This is a genomic window from Corynebacterium hesseae (genome assembly GCF_037850265.1).
In the GTDB taxonomy this organism is placed as follows: Bacteria; Actinomycetota; Actinomycetes; order Mycobacteriales; family Mycobacteriaceae; genus Corynebacterium; species Corynebacterium hesseae.
The window spans coordinates 1,448,413-1,465,762 of record NZ_CP137211.1; the positions used below are offsets into that span (position 1 = coordinate 1,448,413).

15 protein-coding genes and 1 tRNA gene are annotated in these 17,350 nt (G+C 58.9%); 8 read left to right on the forward strand and 8 right to left on the reverse strand.

The genetic code is table 11. The annotated features are described in order from the left end of the window. The first annotated feature begins 41 nt into the window (after positions 1-41). The gene (gndA, locus tag R3O64_RS06745; RefSeq protein WP_144014498.1) at positions 42-1,499 is read left to right on the forward strand and encodes an NADP-dependent phosphogluconate dehydrogenase; all 1,458 of its coding nucleotides are present in this window, start codon (positions 42-44) and stop codon (positions 1,497-1,499) included. A gap of 114 nt (positions 1,500-1,613) precedes the next feature. Continuing rightward, positions 1,614-2,711, forward strand: coding sequence for an HNH endonuclease signature motif containing protein (locus R3O64_RS06750; RefSeq protein WP_339016254.1), 1,098 nt, complete (start codon positions 1,614-1,616; stop codon positions 2,709-2,711). Between the two features lie 213 nt (positions 2,712-2,924). Here R3O64_RS06750 and R3O64_RS06755 read toward each other — a convergent pair whose 3' ends face one another. Then, positions 2,925-3,719 carry a hypothetical protein gene (locus tag R3O64_RS06755; protein WP_289299006.1) on the reverse strand — a complete coding sequence of 265 codons (795 nt, stop codon included), beginning with the start codon at positions 3,717-3,719 and terminating at the stop codon, positions 2,925-2,927. 114 nt (positions 3,720-3,833) lie between these two features. On the opposite strand from R3O64_RS06755, the gene R3O64_RS06760 reads away from it, so the two are divergent. From R3O64_RS06760 to R3O64_RS06770, 3 genes are read left to right on the forward strand one after another with little or no spacing between them, the layout of a single operon-like run. Next, positions 3,834-5,123 (forward strand): DEAD/DEAH box helicase, encoded by a 1,290-nt coding sequence (locus R3O64_RS06760; protein WP_144269196.1) that lies wholly within the window; start codon positions 3,834-3,836, stop codon positions 5,121-5,123. Further along, positions 5,120-5,974: a 3-methyladenine DNA glycosylase gene (locus R3O64_RS06765; RefSeq protein WP_144269197.1), complete on the forward strand. Its 855-nt coding sequence runs from the start codon at positions 5,120-5,122 to the stop codon at positions 5,972-5,974. Before R3O64_RS06760 ends, R3O64_RS06765 begins: the two co-directional genes overlap by 4 nt. Positions 5,975-6,030: 56 nt before the next feature. After that, positions 6,031-6,873: a vWA domain-containing protein gene (locus R3O64_RS06770; protein WP_339016266.1), complete on the forward strand. Its 843-nt coding sequence runs from the start codon at positions 6,031-6,033 to the stop codon at positions 6,871-6,873. 107 nt (positions 6,874-6,980) lie between these two features. Here the strand turns inward: R3O64_RS06770 and R3O64_RS06775 are convergent, their stop codons facing one another. From R3O64_RS06775 to secA2, 5 genes are all read right to left on the reverse strand, one after another. Then, entirely contained in the window at positions 6,981-7,541 is a 561-nt protein-coding gene (locus tag R3O64_RS06775) for a MerR family transcriptional regulator (RefSeq protein ID WP_154762730.1), read from the reverse strand. Positions 7,542-7,841: 300 nt separating this feature from the next. Beyond that, the gene (locus tag R3O64_RS06780) at positions 7,842-8,435 is read right to left on the reverse strand and encodes a bifunctional nuclease family protein (protein ID WP_269948271.1); all 594 of its coding nucleotides are present in this window, start codon (positions 8,433-8,435) and stop codon (positions 7,842-7,844) included. Between the two features lie 101 nt (positions 8,436-8,536). Next, positions 8,537-9,292 (reverse strand): MerR family transcriptional regulator, encoded by a 756-nt coding sequence (locus R3O64_RS06785; RefSeq protein ID WP_070563527.1) that lies wholly within the window; start codon positions 9,290-9,292, stop codon positions 8,537-8,539. A 107-nt stretch (positions 9,293-9,399) separates the two neighbouring features. After that, the gene (odhI, locus tag R3O64_RS06790) at positions 9,400-9,831 is read right to left on the reverse strand and encodes an oxoglutarate dehydrogenase inhibitor Odhl (RefSeq protein WP_010186533.1); all 432 of its coding nucleotides are present in this window, start codon (positions 9,829-9,831) and stop codon (positions 9,400-9,402) included. Positions 9,832-9,918: 87 nt separating this feature from the next. After that, complete coding sequence (gene secA2 / locus R3O64_RS06795; protein WP_339017545.1) at positions 9,919-12,210, reverse strand: accessory Sec system translocase SecA2; 2,292 nt, start codon at positions 12,208-12,210, stop codon at positions 9,919-9,921. A 96-nt stretch (positions 12,211-12,306) separates the two neighbouring features. Here secA2 and R3O64_RS06800 point away from each other — a divergent pair, with 96 nt between their 5' ends. From R3O64_RS06800 to R3O64_RS06810, 3 genes are all read left to right on the forward strand, one after another. Then, positions 12,307-13,485: an alpha/beta fold hydrolase gene (locus R3O64_RS06800; RefSeq protein WP_210386338.1), complete on the forward strand. Its 1,179-nt coding sequence runs from the start codon at positions 12,307-12,309 to the stop codon at positions 13,483-13,485. 6 nt (positions 13,486-13,491) lie between these two features. Next, on the forward strand, positions 13,492-13,890 hold the full coding sequence (locus R3O64_RS06805; protein WP_339016276.1) for a YchJ family protein: 399 nt from the start codon (positions 13,492-13,494) through the stop codon (positions 13,888-13,890). A gap of 87 nt (positions 13,891-13,977) precedes the next feature. Then, a tRNA-Pro gene (locus tag R3O64_RS06810) sits at positions 13,978-14,051 on the forward strand. A gap of 79 nt (positions 14,052-14,130) precedes the next feature. Here R3O64_RS06810 and R3O64_RS06815 read toward each other — a convergent pair. Beyond that, complete coding sequence (locus R3O64_RS06815; RefSeq protein ID WP_339016278.1) at positions 14,131-15,204, reverse strand: hypothetical protein; 1,074 nt, start codon at positions 15,202-15,204, stop codon at positions 14,131-14,133. Positions 15,205-15,632: 428 nt separating this feature from the next. Continuing rightward, positions 15,633-17,234, reverse strand: a complete 1,602-nt coding sequence (locus R3O64_RS06820; protein WP_339016280.1) for a hypothetical protein — start codon at positions 17,232-17,234, stop codon at positions 15,633-15,635. Between the last annotated feature and the right edge of the window lie 116 nt (positions 17,235-17,350).

The following is a 17,350-nucleotide window of genomic DNA, read 5'->3' on the forward strand; positions in this document are numbered from 1 at the left end:
CACAACAGGTTAGTGGAATTCGGTGACGTAGGATGGTGGACATGACTCAAAGTGCTGAAAAGACAGATCTCGCCCAGATTGGTGTTGTGGGGCTCGCTGTGATGGGCTCCAACCTTGCGCGAAACTTCGCTCGCAACGGCAACACGGTCGCCGTGTACAACCGCAGCCCAGAAAAGACTCACGCACTCATCAGCGAGCACGGCGATGAAGGAGCTTTCATTCCCTCCGAGACCGTCGAGGACTTCGTTGCCTCCCTCGAGCGCCCGCGTAAGGCGATCATCATGGTTAAGGCTGGCGCGGCTACTGACGCCGTCATCGAGCAGCTCACCGAAGCCATGGATGAGGGTGACATCATCATCGATGGCGGCAATGCACTGTTCACGGACACCATTCGCCGCGAGAAGGAGGTGGCCGCTAAGGGGCGTCACTTCGTCGGCGCCGGCATTTCCGGCGGCGAGGAAGGCGCGCTCAATGGCCCGGCTATTATGCCCGGCGGCCCGAAAGAGTCTTGGGAGACCTTGGGCCCCATCCTCGAGTCCATCGCCGCTAATGTCGACGGCACTCCGTGCGTGACTCACATCGGACCCGATGGTGCTGGCCACTTCGTCAAGATGGTGCACAACGGCATCGAATACGCCGATATGCAGGTTATTGGTGAGGCTTACCAGCTGCTGCGCTACGGGGCGGGCATGGAGCCTGCTGAGATTGCCGAGGTCTTCCGCGAATGGAACGCCGGAGACCTTGACTCTTACCTCATCGAGATCACCGCTGAGGTGCTGGCTCAGACGGATCCGGTAACGGGTGCCCCGCTTGTCGACGTCATCGTGGACGCCGCCGGCCAGAAAGGTACCGGCCGCTGGACGGCCATCAATGGCCTCGAACTGGGCGTGCCGATCACTGGCATTGCGGAATCCGTTTTCGCGCGTGCGCTCTCTTCTGCCACCGCTCAGCGTGCAGCTGCTCAGGAGGGTCAGTTGCCTTCCGGAGCCATTACTGAGCTCAACGTGGATAAGGCCGAGTTCGTCGAAGATGTTCGACGCGCGCTATACGCCGCGAAGCTCATTGCCTACTCCCAGGGCTTCGATGAAATCAAGGCTGGCTCTGAAGAATTTGGCTGGAACGTCGATCCGCGCGACTTGGCCACCATCTGGCGTGGCGGATGCATCATACGCGCGAAGTTCCTCGACCGCATCCGTGAGGCCTACGACAATAACGCCGACTTGCCGGCGCTCATTCTGGACCCGTATTTCAAGGGCGAGATGGAGAACCTTATCGATCCGTGGCGTCGCGTGGTTGTGGCCGCAACCCAGCTGGGCTTGCCTGTTCCGGTATTCGCCTCGTCCCTCTCCTACTACGACAGCCTGCGAGCTGAGCGCCTCCCCGCTGCTCTGATTCAGGGCCAGCGCGATTTCTTCGGCGCCCACACCTTCAAGCGTGTAGACCGCGAGGGCACGTTCCATATCGAATGGTCAGGTGACCGCTCGCTTACCGAAATGTAGATGCTAAGCCCCTCCCCTGAGGGGCTTTTCTCGTACCAGCCCCATTAGGCCTCTAACCAGGAATTTTGTCCCTCCGGTTGCGGGGCCCACGGTGCTGTTTTAGTCTTTGTGCTCATGGGGGATATTGAAACCTACATCCGCCTACGCAACTCGGGGATTGCGCTGGTGGAAAACATTCCTGGCGCACCCGATGAGCTCCGCGCGCTCGGCGCTTCTGCTTCCGATGCTGCCGAGCTAGCACGCCTTAACCAGGTTTACTTCGGCCCCACCCGCTTTAGCGGCAAACAACGCAAAGCCCGTACCGCAGCCCTTCAACAACGCCACAGCCTGGGCACCCTTACCCTCATCGAGTCCTACACCGCGAAGGTCAAGAAAACCCTCGATGCCTGGAACCTGCGAGTCAAACTCGCAGGAACACCCGCACACCGCATCCCCACCGTCGCCGCCACACGACTGAAAGAACTACGCTCCAAGCGCATAGCCAAACCAGGTGTGCGCATCACCTACCGGGAACAAGGCCCCAACACCCTTTCCATAACTGACGATGCCACCACGATCGCCAACATGCGCGGCGTCTTAGAATCCACCAACACCACCGACCTGCTTCAAGCCGCCAACGACATCTTCTTCAAAGAAGCAGGCGGTTCCAAACCGGCAGTGCGCACCCAAGTCATCGTCACGTTGAACGAGTTGGACCAGATCATCAACGGCGACGGAGACGACATCGAACTCAACCTCACCAACGGCGGGCGCATGACCGGAGCAGAATTCCTCACCCACAAGTTTGCCGAAATAGGCTATGCCACCATCGTGCACCCCATTGAAGGACCCATCGACACCTGGCGGCTAGAGCGTGGAGCAAACTTCAAACAACGCCTTACCCTGCATGCTGAATTCCACACCTGTTCTAGACCAGGCTGTAACAAGCCCGCTGATTACTGCCAAGTCCATCACCTCATCCCCTGGCAGGCAGGCGGCTACACCAACATCAAGAACCTGACCTTCCTATGCGCCTACCACAACGGAATAAATGATGATGACCCACAAAGGCCTACCGGACGTGGCTACATGTACCGGCTCAACACCGGGGTCAGCTTCATCCCACCCTGGGGAACACCAATCACCGCAATGCCCGAATACCAAGAAGCACTAGCCAGACTCACCGCCGAACAAGCAGAACAACCACCAGAGGAACCACCCGACAACAGTTAATGCCCCAAACATAGAGAGGACAACGCCAACCACCGGTCCCGCCAACCCAAAGATGGTTGACGGGCACATCGGTGATCCTTGACCCCCTTCAAATACCGGCAGGAACAACGCGCATTTAAGCCCTTAAAGAACGAGACCCGCCAACCGGATGAGGGTTGACGGGCCACTTGGGGTGGGTGAAGCGTCGTCAAGCGCGTGCGGTTCCGAAGATAGCTAGGCATTCACCGACGGACCACCCAGAGCCGAGTCAAGGATTCCCGCACCCACGAGATAGTTGGCCAAATCATTCAAGTCCGCTTCGTCCCCGTTGGCATCATAGCCGTCCATGACGTACTCGATAACCGCATTGCCATCCTCAAGCACTTCAGCAATCACGTACTCATCTTCCTCACTAAAAGCGCCAATCTGGGAGCCGCGGGCCGAGGTGAAATCCTCGACGGTGCCGGCCAGCCCAACGCTTTCAGTATCGCGTATCGCATCCTTGTTCTCTGTGTACTGAGCCACGAATTCTCTGTCCGGACCATAAAAGCAAGAAATCGTCGGAACCCACTGAACATCTAGGCCCAGATAGTCCGCCTGCCCGAAGAATGACGTGTCCTCATAGCACTCGTCCGAAAGGTCAATGAGCGGAGCGGGCACCGGGGCAGAAACCTCGGAGGCGCGAATCCTGTCAACCTCATCGGAGTCATATGTGCTGTTCCAGTAGGCATTGTCGGAAGCACTTACGTCTTGCGGCGCATCATCAAAATCGGCAGCAACATCTTTGAAGAAAGAAACTGCAGCAAAGATAGCGACGCCTGCGATGATGGCGAATACAAGAACAACCGCCAGAACGATCCACAATGCTTTCTTCGAGCTAGGCTTCTTTTCGAGCGGCTGTGGCATCGCCGGGCCACCGACGTGAGATCCTTGATTTTGATTGATAAAGCCAGGCGGTGCTTGGTTGTGCTGCGGGTTCTGGCCAAATCCACGGGGCTGCTGCTGCGGGCTACTGAAAGGGTTCGTCATGTCGATCAATTTAGCAGAGACCTACATCACATTACTGCCAACAGTGCAGGATGCGAGGCCCATTCCCGCACTGGCTTTTCTATCTGGCAGCGAACCCAACTAAACTTCCTCCCGATGAATACTTTCGCCGACCTCGGCCTCCCCCGCGATGTTGTCCGCGTCCTTGACAAACAGGGCATCACGACCCCCTTCCCTATCCAAGAAGCCGCGATTCCCGACGCCCTCGCCGGCAAGGACGTCCTCGGTCGCGGCCCCACGGGCTCGGGGAAAACCTTCACGTTCGGCCTTCCCATGCTCACTCGACTTGCCGAATCCGGGGTCTCCCGACCGGCGCACCCCCGCGGTCTCGTGTTAGCACCAACGCGTGAGCTGGCAACGCAGATCCAACAACGCCTGGATGAACCCGCAGCCGCGCTGGGACTGCGCGTGTTGGCGGTTGTCGGCGGTGTCAACATCAACAACCACATTCGTTCATTGGCCCGCCCGGTTGACCTACTTGTTGCTACGCCGGGCCGCGCACAGGATCTCATCGACCAAGGCAAGCTTTTCTTCGACCAGATCACCATCACTGCGCTCGACGAGGCCGACCAGATGGCGGACATGGGCTTCCTTCCCCAGGTACGCAAGCTGCTTAAGCTCACCCCACCAGACGGCCAACGCTTACTCTTCTCCGCCACTCTCGACGGCGAGGTAAACAAGTTGGTTGAGCAGTTCATGCACGACCCCGTAACCCACTCCACAGCCCCCGTCGAGGCCGCCGTGGACACGATGCAGCACCACCTCATTTTCATCGGCACGCGCGAGGCACGCAACGACGTCGTCCTGCGGCTCGGTGCGCGCAAGGGCAAAACCATCATGTTTATGCGGACCAAGCACGGAGTCGACAGGCAGGCGAAGAAGCTGCGCAGAGTCGGCATTAACGCACTGCCGCTTCACGGCGATAAGGGCCAAGGTTCACGTACCAAGGCAATTGAGGGCTTCGCCGACGGAAGCGTACCCGTGCTCGTCGCCACGGACATCGCCGCGCGCGGTATCGACATTGCGGATGTCTCCCTCGTCGTCCACGTAGATCCACCCGCCGAGCACAAGGCTTACCTACACCGTTCCGGCCGCACCGCCCGCGGCGGTGAGTCAGGCACCGTCGTCACACTCGTTACCGACGAGCAGCGCGACGAGGTGGCCAAGCTCATTGCAAAGGCCGGAGTGGACCACACCGACCTCGATATCAGCGACCGCGGCAACCCCGCCAGCAGCCCCGAACTTGCCCAGATGACCGGTGCGCGCAAGCCGAAGGGCGAGCCGCTCGGGCCACCGAACCAACAGCAGCCTAAGCAGGAAGCACCGGGGCACCGCCGCCGCGGCCGCAACAACCGCCGCCGTCGAGGCAGTGCTGGACAACGATGATTCTCGCGCCCAAGGATTGGCAAACCCGGATGCGACAGCACGAGGAGGAAGCAAATGAGTTCCTCGCTCGCTATCGCCACCCAGGCTCGTATCACCCTGTCTACGACTTCCTTTTCGAGTACTACCCAGTCCGCCCCTCTCATCTGCGCCGTTGGCACCCAGGCGTAGGGGTCACCCTGGAAGGGAACGCTCCGCACAGCGAATGGCGCTACTACCGCCGCACTGCCGAGGGCATCACGATGGACACCGAGGCCTTCCTCGAACGCCGCGGCGGAACCGTGCGCTACATACTGGAACTTCTGGAAAAGACGGCGCACAATTCCACCCAATTTGATTGTTTTGGCCTGCATGAATGGGCCATGGTGTACCACACCGATTCCCCTCGCCACGACCTGCCGCTGCGGTTGGGAGCGGAAGGGACGAACGCAGTCGTCGACAAGCATCGCATCAAGTGCACCCACTACGATGCCTTCCGTTTCTTTACTGAGCCCGCCCGCCCGCTTAACCTCACGGTGCTGACCCGTGAGGACCAACCGGACAACGACCAGGCTGGCTGCGTCCATGCGACTATGGATTTATATAAATGGGCGTGGAAATTGGGGCCGCTGGTGCCAGGTGACTTGTTCCTCGATACCTTCCGGTTGGCGGTGGCCGCGCGCACGCTCGACATGGAAGCCTCGCCATATGACTGCCGCGAGTGGGGCTTTGGGGTTGTCCCCATCGAAACGCCAGAGGGAAAGTCTGAGTATGTGCGGCGCCAACGCGCGCTTGCCGACGCCTCCGAGCCGCTCCGCGCGCGGCTTGTCTCCCAAATTAGAGCAGCGCTGAGCGCTACAATGAGAGACCATTGATGTGACCCGTCGGGGCGCCCTCTACTGCCCCGAGACCCCAGCGCGGAAGGAAAAAGATGGCCCGGCACTCGGATGGAAAGAATAACTATGCAATCGCACCATGGGTCATCATCGTGGCCGTCCTCGCGGTTTTGGCGTTGGTTATCGGCGCATTCTTCCTCTTCCGCGGAGGGGAATCCGATTCGAGCGAGCCAGTAGCGGCGGATAAAACCACTGAGTCATCGGCCGTACAGAAACCAACAAGTGTAAGCGCTAGCACTACGTCTGCATCGACCACGCCCTCGAAGTCAGTACAGCCGTCCGAATCGGTATCAGCCGCGCCCAGCACTGAAAACAAGGAAGATCAAGGGGTGGCGCCGAATACGTTGTTCCTTCTTGATACCTCCGACAACCTTGCGACGTACTTCAATGAGGTAACCGAGGGCGTGGCGGAGGCGGCGTCGGCAGTCGGCGCGGAGGGAAGCCAGGTGGCTCTCTGGAACTATTCCTCACCCATTTCAGCCACGGCCACCGTGGGCTTCCGTCAGAATGTAGCCTATGGCGACGCCGAGAACGTAGCCTTCGCAGTACGGCAATTCGGCACCGGTGGCGTTCCTCAAACTCGCAGCGCCGTGGTTGCGGCACTGGATAACGCCACGGACCAAAAGGCAGAAACGGGCAAAGACGCCCGCGTCGTGCTCGTTACTACCGGGACCCAACAAGATATGGATGACGCAAGCTTTACAGAGGCAGTCAAAGCCGCGCGCGGTCAGGGCGTTAGCTTGAGCGTGGTGCATATCGGTGAAGGTGAAAAGGACGCCGAGCTCGAAAAGCTCGCTGACTCCTACAAGACCATCTCGGACCCTTCAAATGCCCAAGAGGGCAAGAAGGCCATCGCCAACGCCGCCGGGGCACGATAACCGGGACACTTCAGGCGCATCGACGCCGCACATCAAAAATCCGCCGCTTCCTCTAGAGCACTGACGTGAGCTGCAGTGACTAAGAGGAGCGGCGGCGGATGGCTTCCTTAGGAGGTTTTGCGCTTGCGCCGAGCAGCCAGTTCGTCGAGGCCAAATACAACGTCGACTTCTTCGTCCTCCACAACGCGCTCGGCCGGGAAGGAAGTGATGGTTCCGGAAAGCTCCTTCAGGATGCCTGGGACAGCGATGCCAAACACGCCCTGTCCACCGGCAAGAAGGTCGATGACTTCGTCGTTCGAGCGGCACTCATAAACCGTGGTGCCGTCGGAGACGAGGGTGAGCTCAGCAAGATCGTTAACTCCGCGATCCCTCAGGGATTCCACCGCGAGGCGGATATTCTGCAAAGAAATGCCGGTGTCCAAAAGGCGCTTGACAATCTTGAGAACCAGCACGTCCTTGAAGGAGTACAGGCGCTGGGAACCAGAGCCGCGAGCAGTGCGAATCGAGGGCTTCACCAGGTCCGTGCGCGCCCAGTAGTCCAACTGGCGGTAGGTAATGCCGGCTACCTGACAAGCGATGGGCACGCGGTAGCCCAGCTCCTCGTCGGGCCCGACATCAAAAAGGGATTCCTGAACGTAGTCGTTGGCCGCGAAATCTTCGAGCGGCAGTGCGCTGGACTCGGGACGGTTATTCTTACTGCTCACGTAATTACTCCAGTGATACTTGAGGGGAGTTCTATTTTTCTATTAAAGGGCACGTCAGCGACCGCGTCAAGAGTCGTCCTCCGTGAACCTCTAGTAGAACTTTAGACTTTTTGAGTCACTTTGTCATCATTAGTCACACGCGTGTCATTAAAAAATTCAGTGGTAGCACGACTAAAGCGACGCCACAGAGGGCGCCGCTTCTAATATCTAGCTGAGATCAGGGCTTAGGGCTGAATTATGTGGAAGGGAGCTTAAACTCCCCTTTTACTCCTCTTCACCATCTTTGCCGCCGAGCAAATCTTCCTCGGAGATTCCGGAATCACGCATCATCTGCTCGAAGTCATCGTCCTCCAGCGCGCTCTGCTGGGAATGGCGCTCCTTAAACTCGCGCATGCGCTTCTCCGGGAACGTCTCCGGGGATTCTGCCTCGCGTTCTAGGCCGTAATACTCTTTAAGGTCGTCATCGCTAATGTAAATGGCTACCTCGTCGAGCACATCCTTCTCAAAATGAATGGGCAACCCATAGTGATCTGCGAGGACAAGAGCGTCGCACAAGCGGGCATCGTGCTCTTCGCCGGTACCATCTAGGAGATCAACCATGAAAACGCCCTTACGGTACTCGGACACGCAAATATGCTCGATGCCATCTAGCTGATCCGCAAAGGCGATGAGCAGTTCATACGTGCTTGGGCGCGCATTAAAGTGCCGCTCGAGTACTTGGAGGACTCGCGCGCCGTCGATGGGTGAGACCCACACCGGCACGTGCCGGTCCGCCTCCGCCCAATAGAAAAGAGCGCATAGGTTATTTTCGGGGCCAACGGGGTGGATACCTAGAAATTTCAATACTTCAGTGTTCATGGAATCCACTCTTACACACATTCCTTGCACATGGTTGTCGGGCCGGTTAAGTGGCGTAGAAAAGTCGGCGCCAAGCTTACGGAAATAAAATCCCGTATGGTTTAAGGACGGAATTCGTCACGAAGCTCGGTCTTGACCAACGTCCCGTGAAGCGACAGAACAAGGGCCGCCATCTGCTGAGAAAGCTCCTCGGCCTGTTGCGGGGCAGTATCAGACTTCGAATGCGCCACCGGCGTTGCCACCTGCGAAATCATGTCCGCCTGGCGGCGGGCAGCATTGCGCAGCGACTTCAACTGTCGCGCCTCAAACCCGAAGGATTCCAGCGCCACGGCCGCGGACACGATGGACACGTCATCCGTATCAAAGAAGCCCGCCGGATCCGGCTTAATCAGTCCCACAGAAACCAGCTTGGCGATGTTTTCCTGCGTGGTGCCTGCTTGGTCGGCCACATCGGCGTCGGTAAGCCGAGTGACTACCGGCGCGCGCAGCTGCTCGGCGCTGATGAGGGCCTCGGCCTGGGAGGACACGATGGCGGTAACTTGCCCCGAATCCATCGCGTCTAGCTGTTCCCGAATAACCTTGAGCGGCGTATAGTGATCGCGCTGCGCGGTCAGAATATAGCGAAGACGATCAAGGTCCTTCTGGTAGTAGCGGCGGTAGCCCTTCGCGGTGCGCTCTGGAGTAATCAGCCCCTCAGATTCCAAGAAGCGAATTTTCGACACCGTCACATCCGGAAATTGCTTCTGCACGTGCTTCAGCGTTACGCCAATAGACATCGGCTTCTGCTTAGCAGGCTTGGTCTTCTTGACCACGGAAGACGCTGCTGCGGCAGCGGCGGTGGACTTCTGTGCGCTCACGATAGGACTACTACTGCTTTCTTCACGATTTCACTATGACAAAAAGGGGAGCTCAGGAGGAAGCTTCCCCCGGCCTTCTCCCCTAGTTCTTTAGGACAGGCACTGCCTTATTTCGGGGCAATGAATACCAAGCGGAATTTACCGATCTGGATTTCATCGCCCACTTCGAGTACCTGAGCATTGCGCGGCTCGCGGTTCACGTAGGTTCCGTTGAGCGATCCGACATCGACTACCTCGAACTGACCGTCCTTCGCGCGGAACTCCGCGTGGCGACGAGACACGGTGACATCGTCCAGGAAGATATCAGCCTCTGGATGGCGGCCGGCGGTGGTGGTCGGCTGATCAAGCAGGAAGCGAGCGCCTGCATTGGGACCGCGCTTGACGACGAGCAGTGCCTGGCCCTCAGCCAAGTTCTCAGCGCCAGCAACGGAGGCGTCAGAACCCGCCGCGGTGCCGTTTTCCATCTCCTTGAGAAGATCTGCGCGGAAGACAGAAGTAGTTTCTGCCTGCGGTTCCGGCGTTCCGGTATTCTCGCTCATTTTTACCTCCGAAGGGTCGGATCAATGTTGACTCATTCCATATTAGCGACTCCGCCGCCCGCGCGAGTCGCCTCTCCGCAATTTACATCAACGGAAAATGTTTCCTATGCCCTTGAGCACGGAGTTTCCGCCCCCTGATAGTGGGTTATCGGAGACCATATAAGTCCACGTTGCGCTCGGGCGGGACAGGCCGTGATCCTCTAGATGGGCGCCATCTGAATCGATAAGCACGGTCTTAAAAGTATCAACTGCGTCATTAACCGCGCGCTGCGCTAGGTCTTTAAACTCGCGCACCGCGATGCGGTGGTATTCGTCGATTGGCGTCTCGCGGGCGATGGCACGTAGGTGGATAGATTCCCGCACATCATCCATCAACTCCAGGTGGTCGGCCCACGCCTGGTCGAGGTGGAAGAGCATAATCTCACGGGCCGCCCGCTCGCGCGCTTCAGCGGGGACGTCACGAAGCTCAGCAGCACGCTCCGGTGCCCGCTCAGCCAGCTCCTGCCAGGCTTGGTCGGTATCGAGCAGCTTAGCTCGCCGCTCATCAATGATGATGCGCTGATCTGCGAGCAGGTGGTTGTACTTCCAGGTCTGCGCGTGAATCTCTAGAAGCTGCCCCTCGGTCACGCGCTGACAGTGCGCAATGAAATCACGAACCCTTTTGGATTCGATGAGCCCGTCGGCATCGGGGCGGGCGGACAAGGATCCATCTTCCCCACCCTGTTTAACCACGTCATCTTCTAAGGAAACGAAGAAGATGGACTTGCCCGGATCTCCCTGGCGGCCAGCGCGACCGCGCAACTGGTTATCCAGACGCGAGGAACGGTGCCGCGAGGTGCCGAGCACCGCCAGACCACCCTTCTCGACGACGGCATCGCGGTCAGACTCATCAGCGCCACCCAGCTTAATATCCGTGCCGCGGCCCGCCATCTGGGTGGAAACGGTGACACGGCCGACGTCGCCAGCCTCCGCCACAATGCGCGCCTCGTCCTCGTCATTCTTCGCATTAAGGACGTTTACCTCGATCCCCCGTTCGCGTAACGCAGCGGCGAGATCTTCGGATTCGGCGACGTCGTGGGTGCCCACCAAAACTGGTTGGCCGGTGCTGTTGATCGCGACGATTTCGTTCACGATGGCGCGGGACTTCTCATCCACCGAGGCATAGATGCGATCCGCCTCATCGAAGCGCTGCAGTTCCTTGTTTCTATCGATGACCGATACGTGGAGGTTATAGAACTGCCGTAGCTGATCGGTCGCCTCCACAGCGGTACCGGTCATCCCGCACACCAACGGGTAACGGCGCATGAGTTCCTGGAGCGTAATGGTGTCGAGGATGCGCCCTCCTTCCGATACCTCCAAGCCTTCCTTGGCCTCCACTGCGGCCTGCAGGCCATCGGGCCAGCGCTGCAGTTCGGCAACGCGGCCGCGGGAGGCGTCGATAAGCTGCAGCTTTCCGTCCGTAATGATGTAGTGAATATCGCGGATCAGCAACGCCTTTGCGTGCAGCGCCAAGTTCACCTTGACCAGTACGGAGCCGATATTCTCCTCGGAGTAGAGCGAATCAATGCCCAATTCGCGCTCGACTCGCGCCGCTCCATCGTCGGTCAGCGCCACCGTACGCCCATCCTCCGCGATGACATAGTCCTGCTCCTCACGCAGGCGCGAAACCACGTTGGTGATGTGGCCTGTGGACTCCTCACCCGGGCGGTTTCCGGCGAGGACGAGGGGAACGAGGGCTTCGTCGACAAGCACGGAGTCCGCCTCATCCACCAACGCAACATCTGCGCGCGCCTGTACCGTCTGCTCGCGGGAGGTGATCTGGTTATCCCGCAGAACGTCGAATCCCAGCTCGTTGACGGGGGCATAGATGATATCGCACGAGTAGGCCGAGCGACGCTCTTCCGGTCCTAGCTTCTCGGTGACCGAGGCCACCGTGAGGCCGAAGAACTCCACGAGCGGGCGCATCCACTCGGCGTCGCGCGCCGCGAGATAATTATTGACCGTCACCAGGTGGACGCGTTTTCCGGTCAACGCAAAACCAGTCGCGGCCATTGCGCCCACCAGGGTCTTTCCCTCACCGGTGGCCATCTGGATGACATCACCCTCAAGCAAGCGGAGAACGGCTTGGGACTGGACATTAAATGGGCGCATGCCGAGCTTGCGTTCGCTCGCCACGGCCAGAGCAGCGAGGAAACGCGACTTATCCGCAATCGCGCCATCCTTCACACATTCCCGTGCGGTGGTGGCAACGTCTGCATTCGATAAGTTGGCAATTTCTTCCACTGCGGAATCCGCAGCCGTGACGACGGCTTTCGACTTTTTATTGTTGCGCTCGGACTGCGCGCCCATTGCCTTCCAGAACCAATCGAATGCGCCCATGAGCACTCCTCCATCCTTGTGCGTCATACAGGTCTTCTATCGACTTTAGTCAACCCCGGTTCGCAGGCGTGCAGTTGCCCTTATATCCTTGTGGGCATGCAATCCGTGAACGTGTCGCTCCCCTCCAGCACCGGTACCACGATGGCCGGAACCATCGATTTCCCAGACTCCCCTCCGCAAGCCTTCGCCATCTTTGCGCACTGCTTTGCCGGCTCGCGCCATACACCCGGTGCCGCCCGCGTGAGCAAGCAGCTGACAAACTTTGGCATCGCCACCCTACGCTTCGACTTCCCAGGCTTGGGACAGTCCGAGGGAAATTTCGCTGATACCTGTTTCAGCCAAAACGTTGCAGACATCCAGGCCGCCGCCGAGTGGCTGGCCCAGAACTACTCCGCACCGCAACTCCTCATGGGTCACTCGCTGGGCGGCGCCGCTGCCCTCGCGGCGGCCAACGGAATTCGTTCCCTCAAAGCCGTCGCCACCATCGGTGCCCCCTTCGATCCCGCGCACTCTGTGCTGCATTACGCCGACAAGATTGGCGAGGTCGACGCCAATGGCGAGGTAGAGGTCACCTTGGGCGGCCGCGCGCTAACCATTTCGCGCCTTTTCCTCGAAGACCTTGCTGAGACCAACCCGGAGGAGTACCTTCCGCGCCTACGCAAACCACTCATGGTGCTGCACTCCCCCATTGATCAGACCGTTGGCATCGACAATGCGCAGAACATTTTCCGCACCACGCGCTATCCCAAGTCCTTGGTCGCCTTGGATAAGGCTGATCACCTCGTCACCAAGCAAGGCGCGGCCGCACGCGCTGCCGACCTGATTGGCGCGTGGGCGGAGCAGTTCATCGTTCCGGAGAACCTTCCCGCGCCGGTCGCAGATGACTCCGCGGTGGCAATCCCTGCGGTGGGCACGAGGATGGGCGTCGTAGTACGCCACAACGACCGTTCTGTGACCGCTGACCGCACGAAGAAGAGCGGAGGCAAGGGCCAAGGTTTTACCGCTGAAGGCCTCCTCATGTCCGCACTGGCTGTGGCAAGTACCCAGGCCATCAAGGCGGCGGGCAAGGCACAGAAGATCGACGCGAAGGCTCTCGAAGCTGTGTCCGTCAGCATTACCCAAGAGTCCGAATCCCGATTTACACGTACGGTGACACTCCCCGCCTCCCTTAGCGCGGATCAACAACGCGCGCTTGGCGACGCCTCCACGTCCACCACCATCGACTCCCTCCTCACCGTCGAGGTGACCACCACCGTGACAACCGCGGCACAATAGATTCACATGATTGTTCTCAACCCTCTTGATCCGGCTGCCCGCTGTCCCTGCGGAACCGGCTTGACGTTTGGCGAGTGCTGCTCGCGCTACCACGCCGGCACGCCCGCACCCTCGGCCGAGGCGCTGATGCGCTCGCGGTTCAGTGCTTTCGTCACCGGCGACGAGGACTATTTGCTCCGGACCTGGGACCCAGAGACCCGCCCTGAGCGCCTCAACCTCGCAGATAACGGCATCCACTTTTACCGCCTCGATATTATCGATACCGTCGCCGGCGGCCCCTTGGACGATACCGGCGTCGTTGAGTTCGAGGCCTTCTATAAGGGCGCCGCACAAGGCTCTCAGCGGGAACGCTCCTCTTTCCGTCGGCAAGACCGGCAGTGGGTATATTCCACCGGCGAGTTCTAGAGCCTTCAAAACGCGCATCAACCTGGGATTTGTCGAAGCGAATACCGCTGGTGTAATCTGTAGCAGTTGCACCAAATGGTGCAGCGGCGGACTATGGCGCAGTTTGGTAGCGCACTACACTGGGGGTGTAGGGGTCGCAGGTTCAAATCCTGTTAGTCCGACAGCATCCAGGCTGGTCAGAGCTTTTCTGACCAGTCTTTCTTTTTTCGCCCAATTCATAGGCGGCGCTGTTTAGTGGATCTACTTCTCTTGGCTAAGGACGTGGCCCAGGGCGTCGATAAGCGTGCGGTGAGAATCCGGAGATTGTTCATTGAGAAAGGCCTGCCATTCCCCGCTCGGCGCTAATGCTGCAAGCAGCAAACACAACTGAGCGCCGGCCTCATATGGCAAGCGATTGCGCAGAAAGTCATTGTCGATCTGCCCGGTCTTTAGGAACGGAACAACGTCCGTGAAACGCGCTTCTTTAGTGTTGTCGAAGTACATCGGGCCAAAGTCATACCCAACCGCACGTGAGGCCACTATCCCGAGGTAGGTGGCCGTGCCTTCCACGGTTTCCATCCAGCGTTCTTGGCTGACGTAGTCAGGGTCTGCAGCTAGGCGTTCCTTTTCCAGAGCGAGCAATTCTGTGGCCAGTTCTCTCAGCCGAGCTTGGTCTGCACCCGCGTCGCGGACTGAATCGAGCAGCCGCATTCTCTCGTCGAGCAGCTCCACCCCATGCGGGGAGAGCTCGCCGAAGACACGCGAGTCCAAAGCCCACCGAGCTTGACCGTAGAAGTGGAAGGACTCATGCGCGAAGAAGGTAATGAAATGCTCTGAGGAGAATTGCTTGTCGAAATTATCCTCGCCGATTTTGAGGTAGTAGACATCGCTCCCCTGGACCGTCGTGGTCTCGCCCACCGTGTTGAAGTTGCCGCCGGCAATCTTAATCGGCCACAGCCTCGGATAGATCCGGTCCAACCGATAGACCTCGAGACCGGCGGGGTTATCGCCCATGTCTACAGGGGCAGCGAAGGGCGAAGATACTCCTTGGGTAGGGTTGATCAGGTAGGAAAAGTGGGTCTTCCTGCTGATTAGCAGCGTAGGGTGCTCGGTCGCAGCCGCATTGCGCCAGGCCGCCGACTCTGGAGCATCCTCTACGGCAGCGGCGTATTCCGAGTACTCCTCTAAGGCGCGCCGATCAATCGGGTCCAGCTCTCCCGCGGATATCCCTGCGGTATTACGCGCCACGTGTACGCTGCCGGCGATGATCACGACGACGAGCAGGATTACGCCGATTTCCCACCACCGGCGCGGCCGCCTCCGCGAGTGCTTCATAGTTGCGAGCTGAGCTGATTTGCCCACCTACTTCACCTCCAATGGGTCGGCGGCACCGCGAACGGCGTGGCGCATGAAAGAGAAATTAGTGCTTAAAGAACTGTTCCAGTCACACTTGCCACTCTATAGTCCGGTGTTAACGACCTTCTCAGCTCCTAGAACCGCCACAGAAATGGTGCGCTTATTGCGAGAAGCCATCTGGTCAACACCGCTGTGTTCATTGTGCCATCCCGACGGGAGGGTAAACGCCATCACGGGCAGCTCTGAAATGCGCACTCACGCTGCTATAAACAGCGAGCTTTGACCCAATACTGCGCTTGCCTACCCTTCAATCGCTCATGCAAACAGCCCCACTGCGGATGCAATGGGGCTGTTCTGTAGTGCTCTGCCTGAGATTTCTCTGCTCAGGCTGGAACTACGAGTTGGTCTTAGCGGTTAGCGCGCCACGGAATGCCTTCCTTGGGCAGGTAGCCCAGCAGGTAGAGGTAATCAATAGCGCCGAAGATGGAAACGATTAGACCGCCACCGAGAATCGCTCCAAGGAATGAGTAACCAACAGCGGAGGACATATCAGCGTCTTCGCCATCTTTACCATCTTTGCCGTCGACGCCATCTTTGCCGTCGACGCCATCGCGGCCGTTGATGCCATCCTTGCCGTCACGCCCATCGCGGCCGTCGCGACCATCCTTGCCGTCGGCGCCGTCCTTGCCGTCACGCCCATCGCGGCCGTCGCGACCATCCTTGCCGTCGGCGCCGTCCTTGCCGTCACGCCCATCGCGGCCGTCGCGACCGTCACGGCCATCCTTGCCGTCGGCGCCGTCCTTGCCATCGCGGCCAGGCTCCCCGTCTTCACCGCTATTATCCTCATCATCGGAATCTACAGGGGCCGAGGTAGTGGAAGCAGGCTCGGATTCCTCCGTCGGATCCTCAGGTTCGGCCGCCTCGGACTCAGTAGATTCAGGCGCAGTCGACTCTGCGGACTCAGAAGCCTCATCTGATGCGGAGGGTTCACTCGACTCGGAAGGCTCAGTGGACTCGGAGGGCTTCTCGGAATCAGAAGGCTCGGCGGACTCGGAAGGCTCAGAGGACTCGGGTGTCGAGGTGGAATCCGGCGCTTCGTCGCTGACCTGCTTGCCATTGAGCATGTCCGCACACTTCTGTCCAGCCGGTGCGTTAACCTCGGCCAACGCAGAAGCCGCGGTCGAGATACCAGACAGGGTGGACTCAATTTCCTTGCGCTGAGTATCGCTCAGCTTCAAGTCCTTAGCGGCACTAGCGCCCGGGAAAAGGCCAGCAATCGTAACGGCGGCATTAAAAACCTTCAATACGGTAGCGACTCCAGTACCGAAAGCACCATCAGCAAACTTGATGAGCCCAGAGACGGTCTTCTTCGCCGCATCCGGGTTCTTCAAATCGACATCAGCATCGGAGTTCTCGATCTTTGCGATAGCCATGCCCTGCGCACGTGCGAGGTCCCACGTGACATCCTTGTCTTTCTCGCCTTCACGGACCATTTCAGCGATCCGCTCCCACGAGCTTGCGCCAATCTTCTTGATGAAGTCCGACGGGACGAGATCGCCGACAACAGGAATAACTTCCCATACGGTCTGCAGCAGCTTGTTGCCGCCATCATAGAATGCACGAGCTAGGTCGAGCTTGCGCTCAAGAATCTCGCCTTCCTTACCAGGAGCATCAGAAATCTCACAGACCAGCTTGCCGTCCTTCTCGACGACCTTGATCGAAGCGTCAGCCGTCGATGCTTCAGTGCTCTTCAGCTCATCAAGCGTCGTCGGTTTGCTGTTTTCCGCGTCATAAAAGCTGATGTCGTTGTTGCGAGAGTCACGGTCAAGCTCTTCAATCGCGTTATCACCAGCGTTGTCTTCGTCAACCAGGTCGCCGTCTTCGTCGAAGGCAGTGCCGTTGACATCAAGAGTGCCAGTGCCATTCTCCTCGTGAACGAAGGAAGATTCTGCCGGTTCCTCTACCGCAATTGCCTGAGGAGCGACGATCACGGAAGAAAAGGTAGCCACTGCCGCTACAGTGGCGACAATGCGAGAGCGAGTAGGGCGCATAGTTAGTCTTTCTTAAACTGAAGTGAAAACCCGATTAGCCTTATAAGGCTTGCAATTAAGGTTCGGACGTGGCC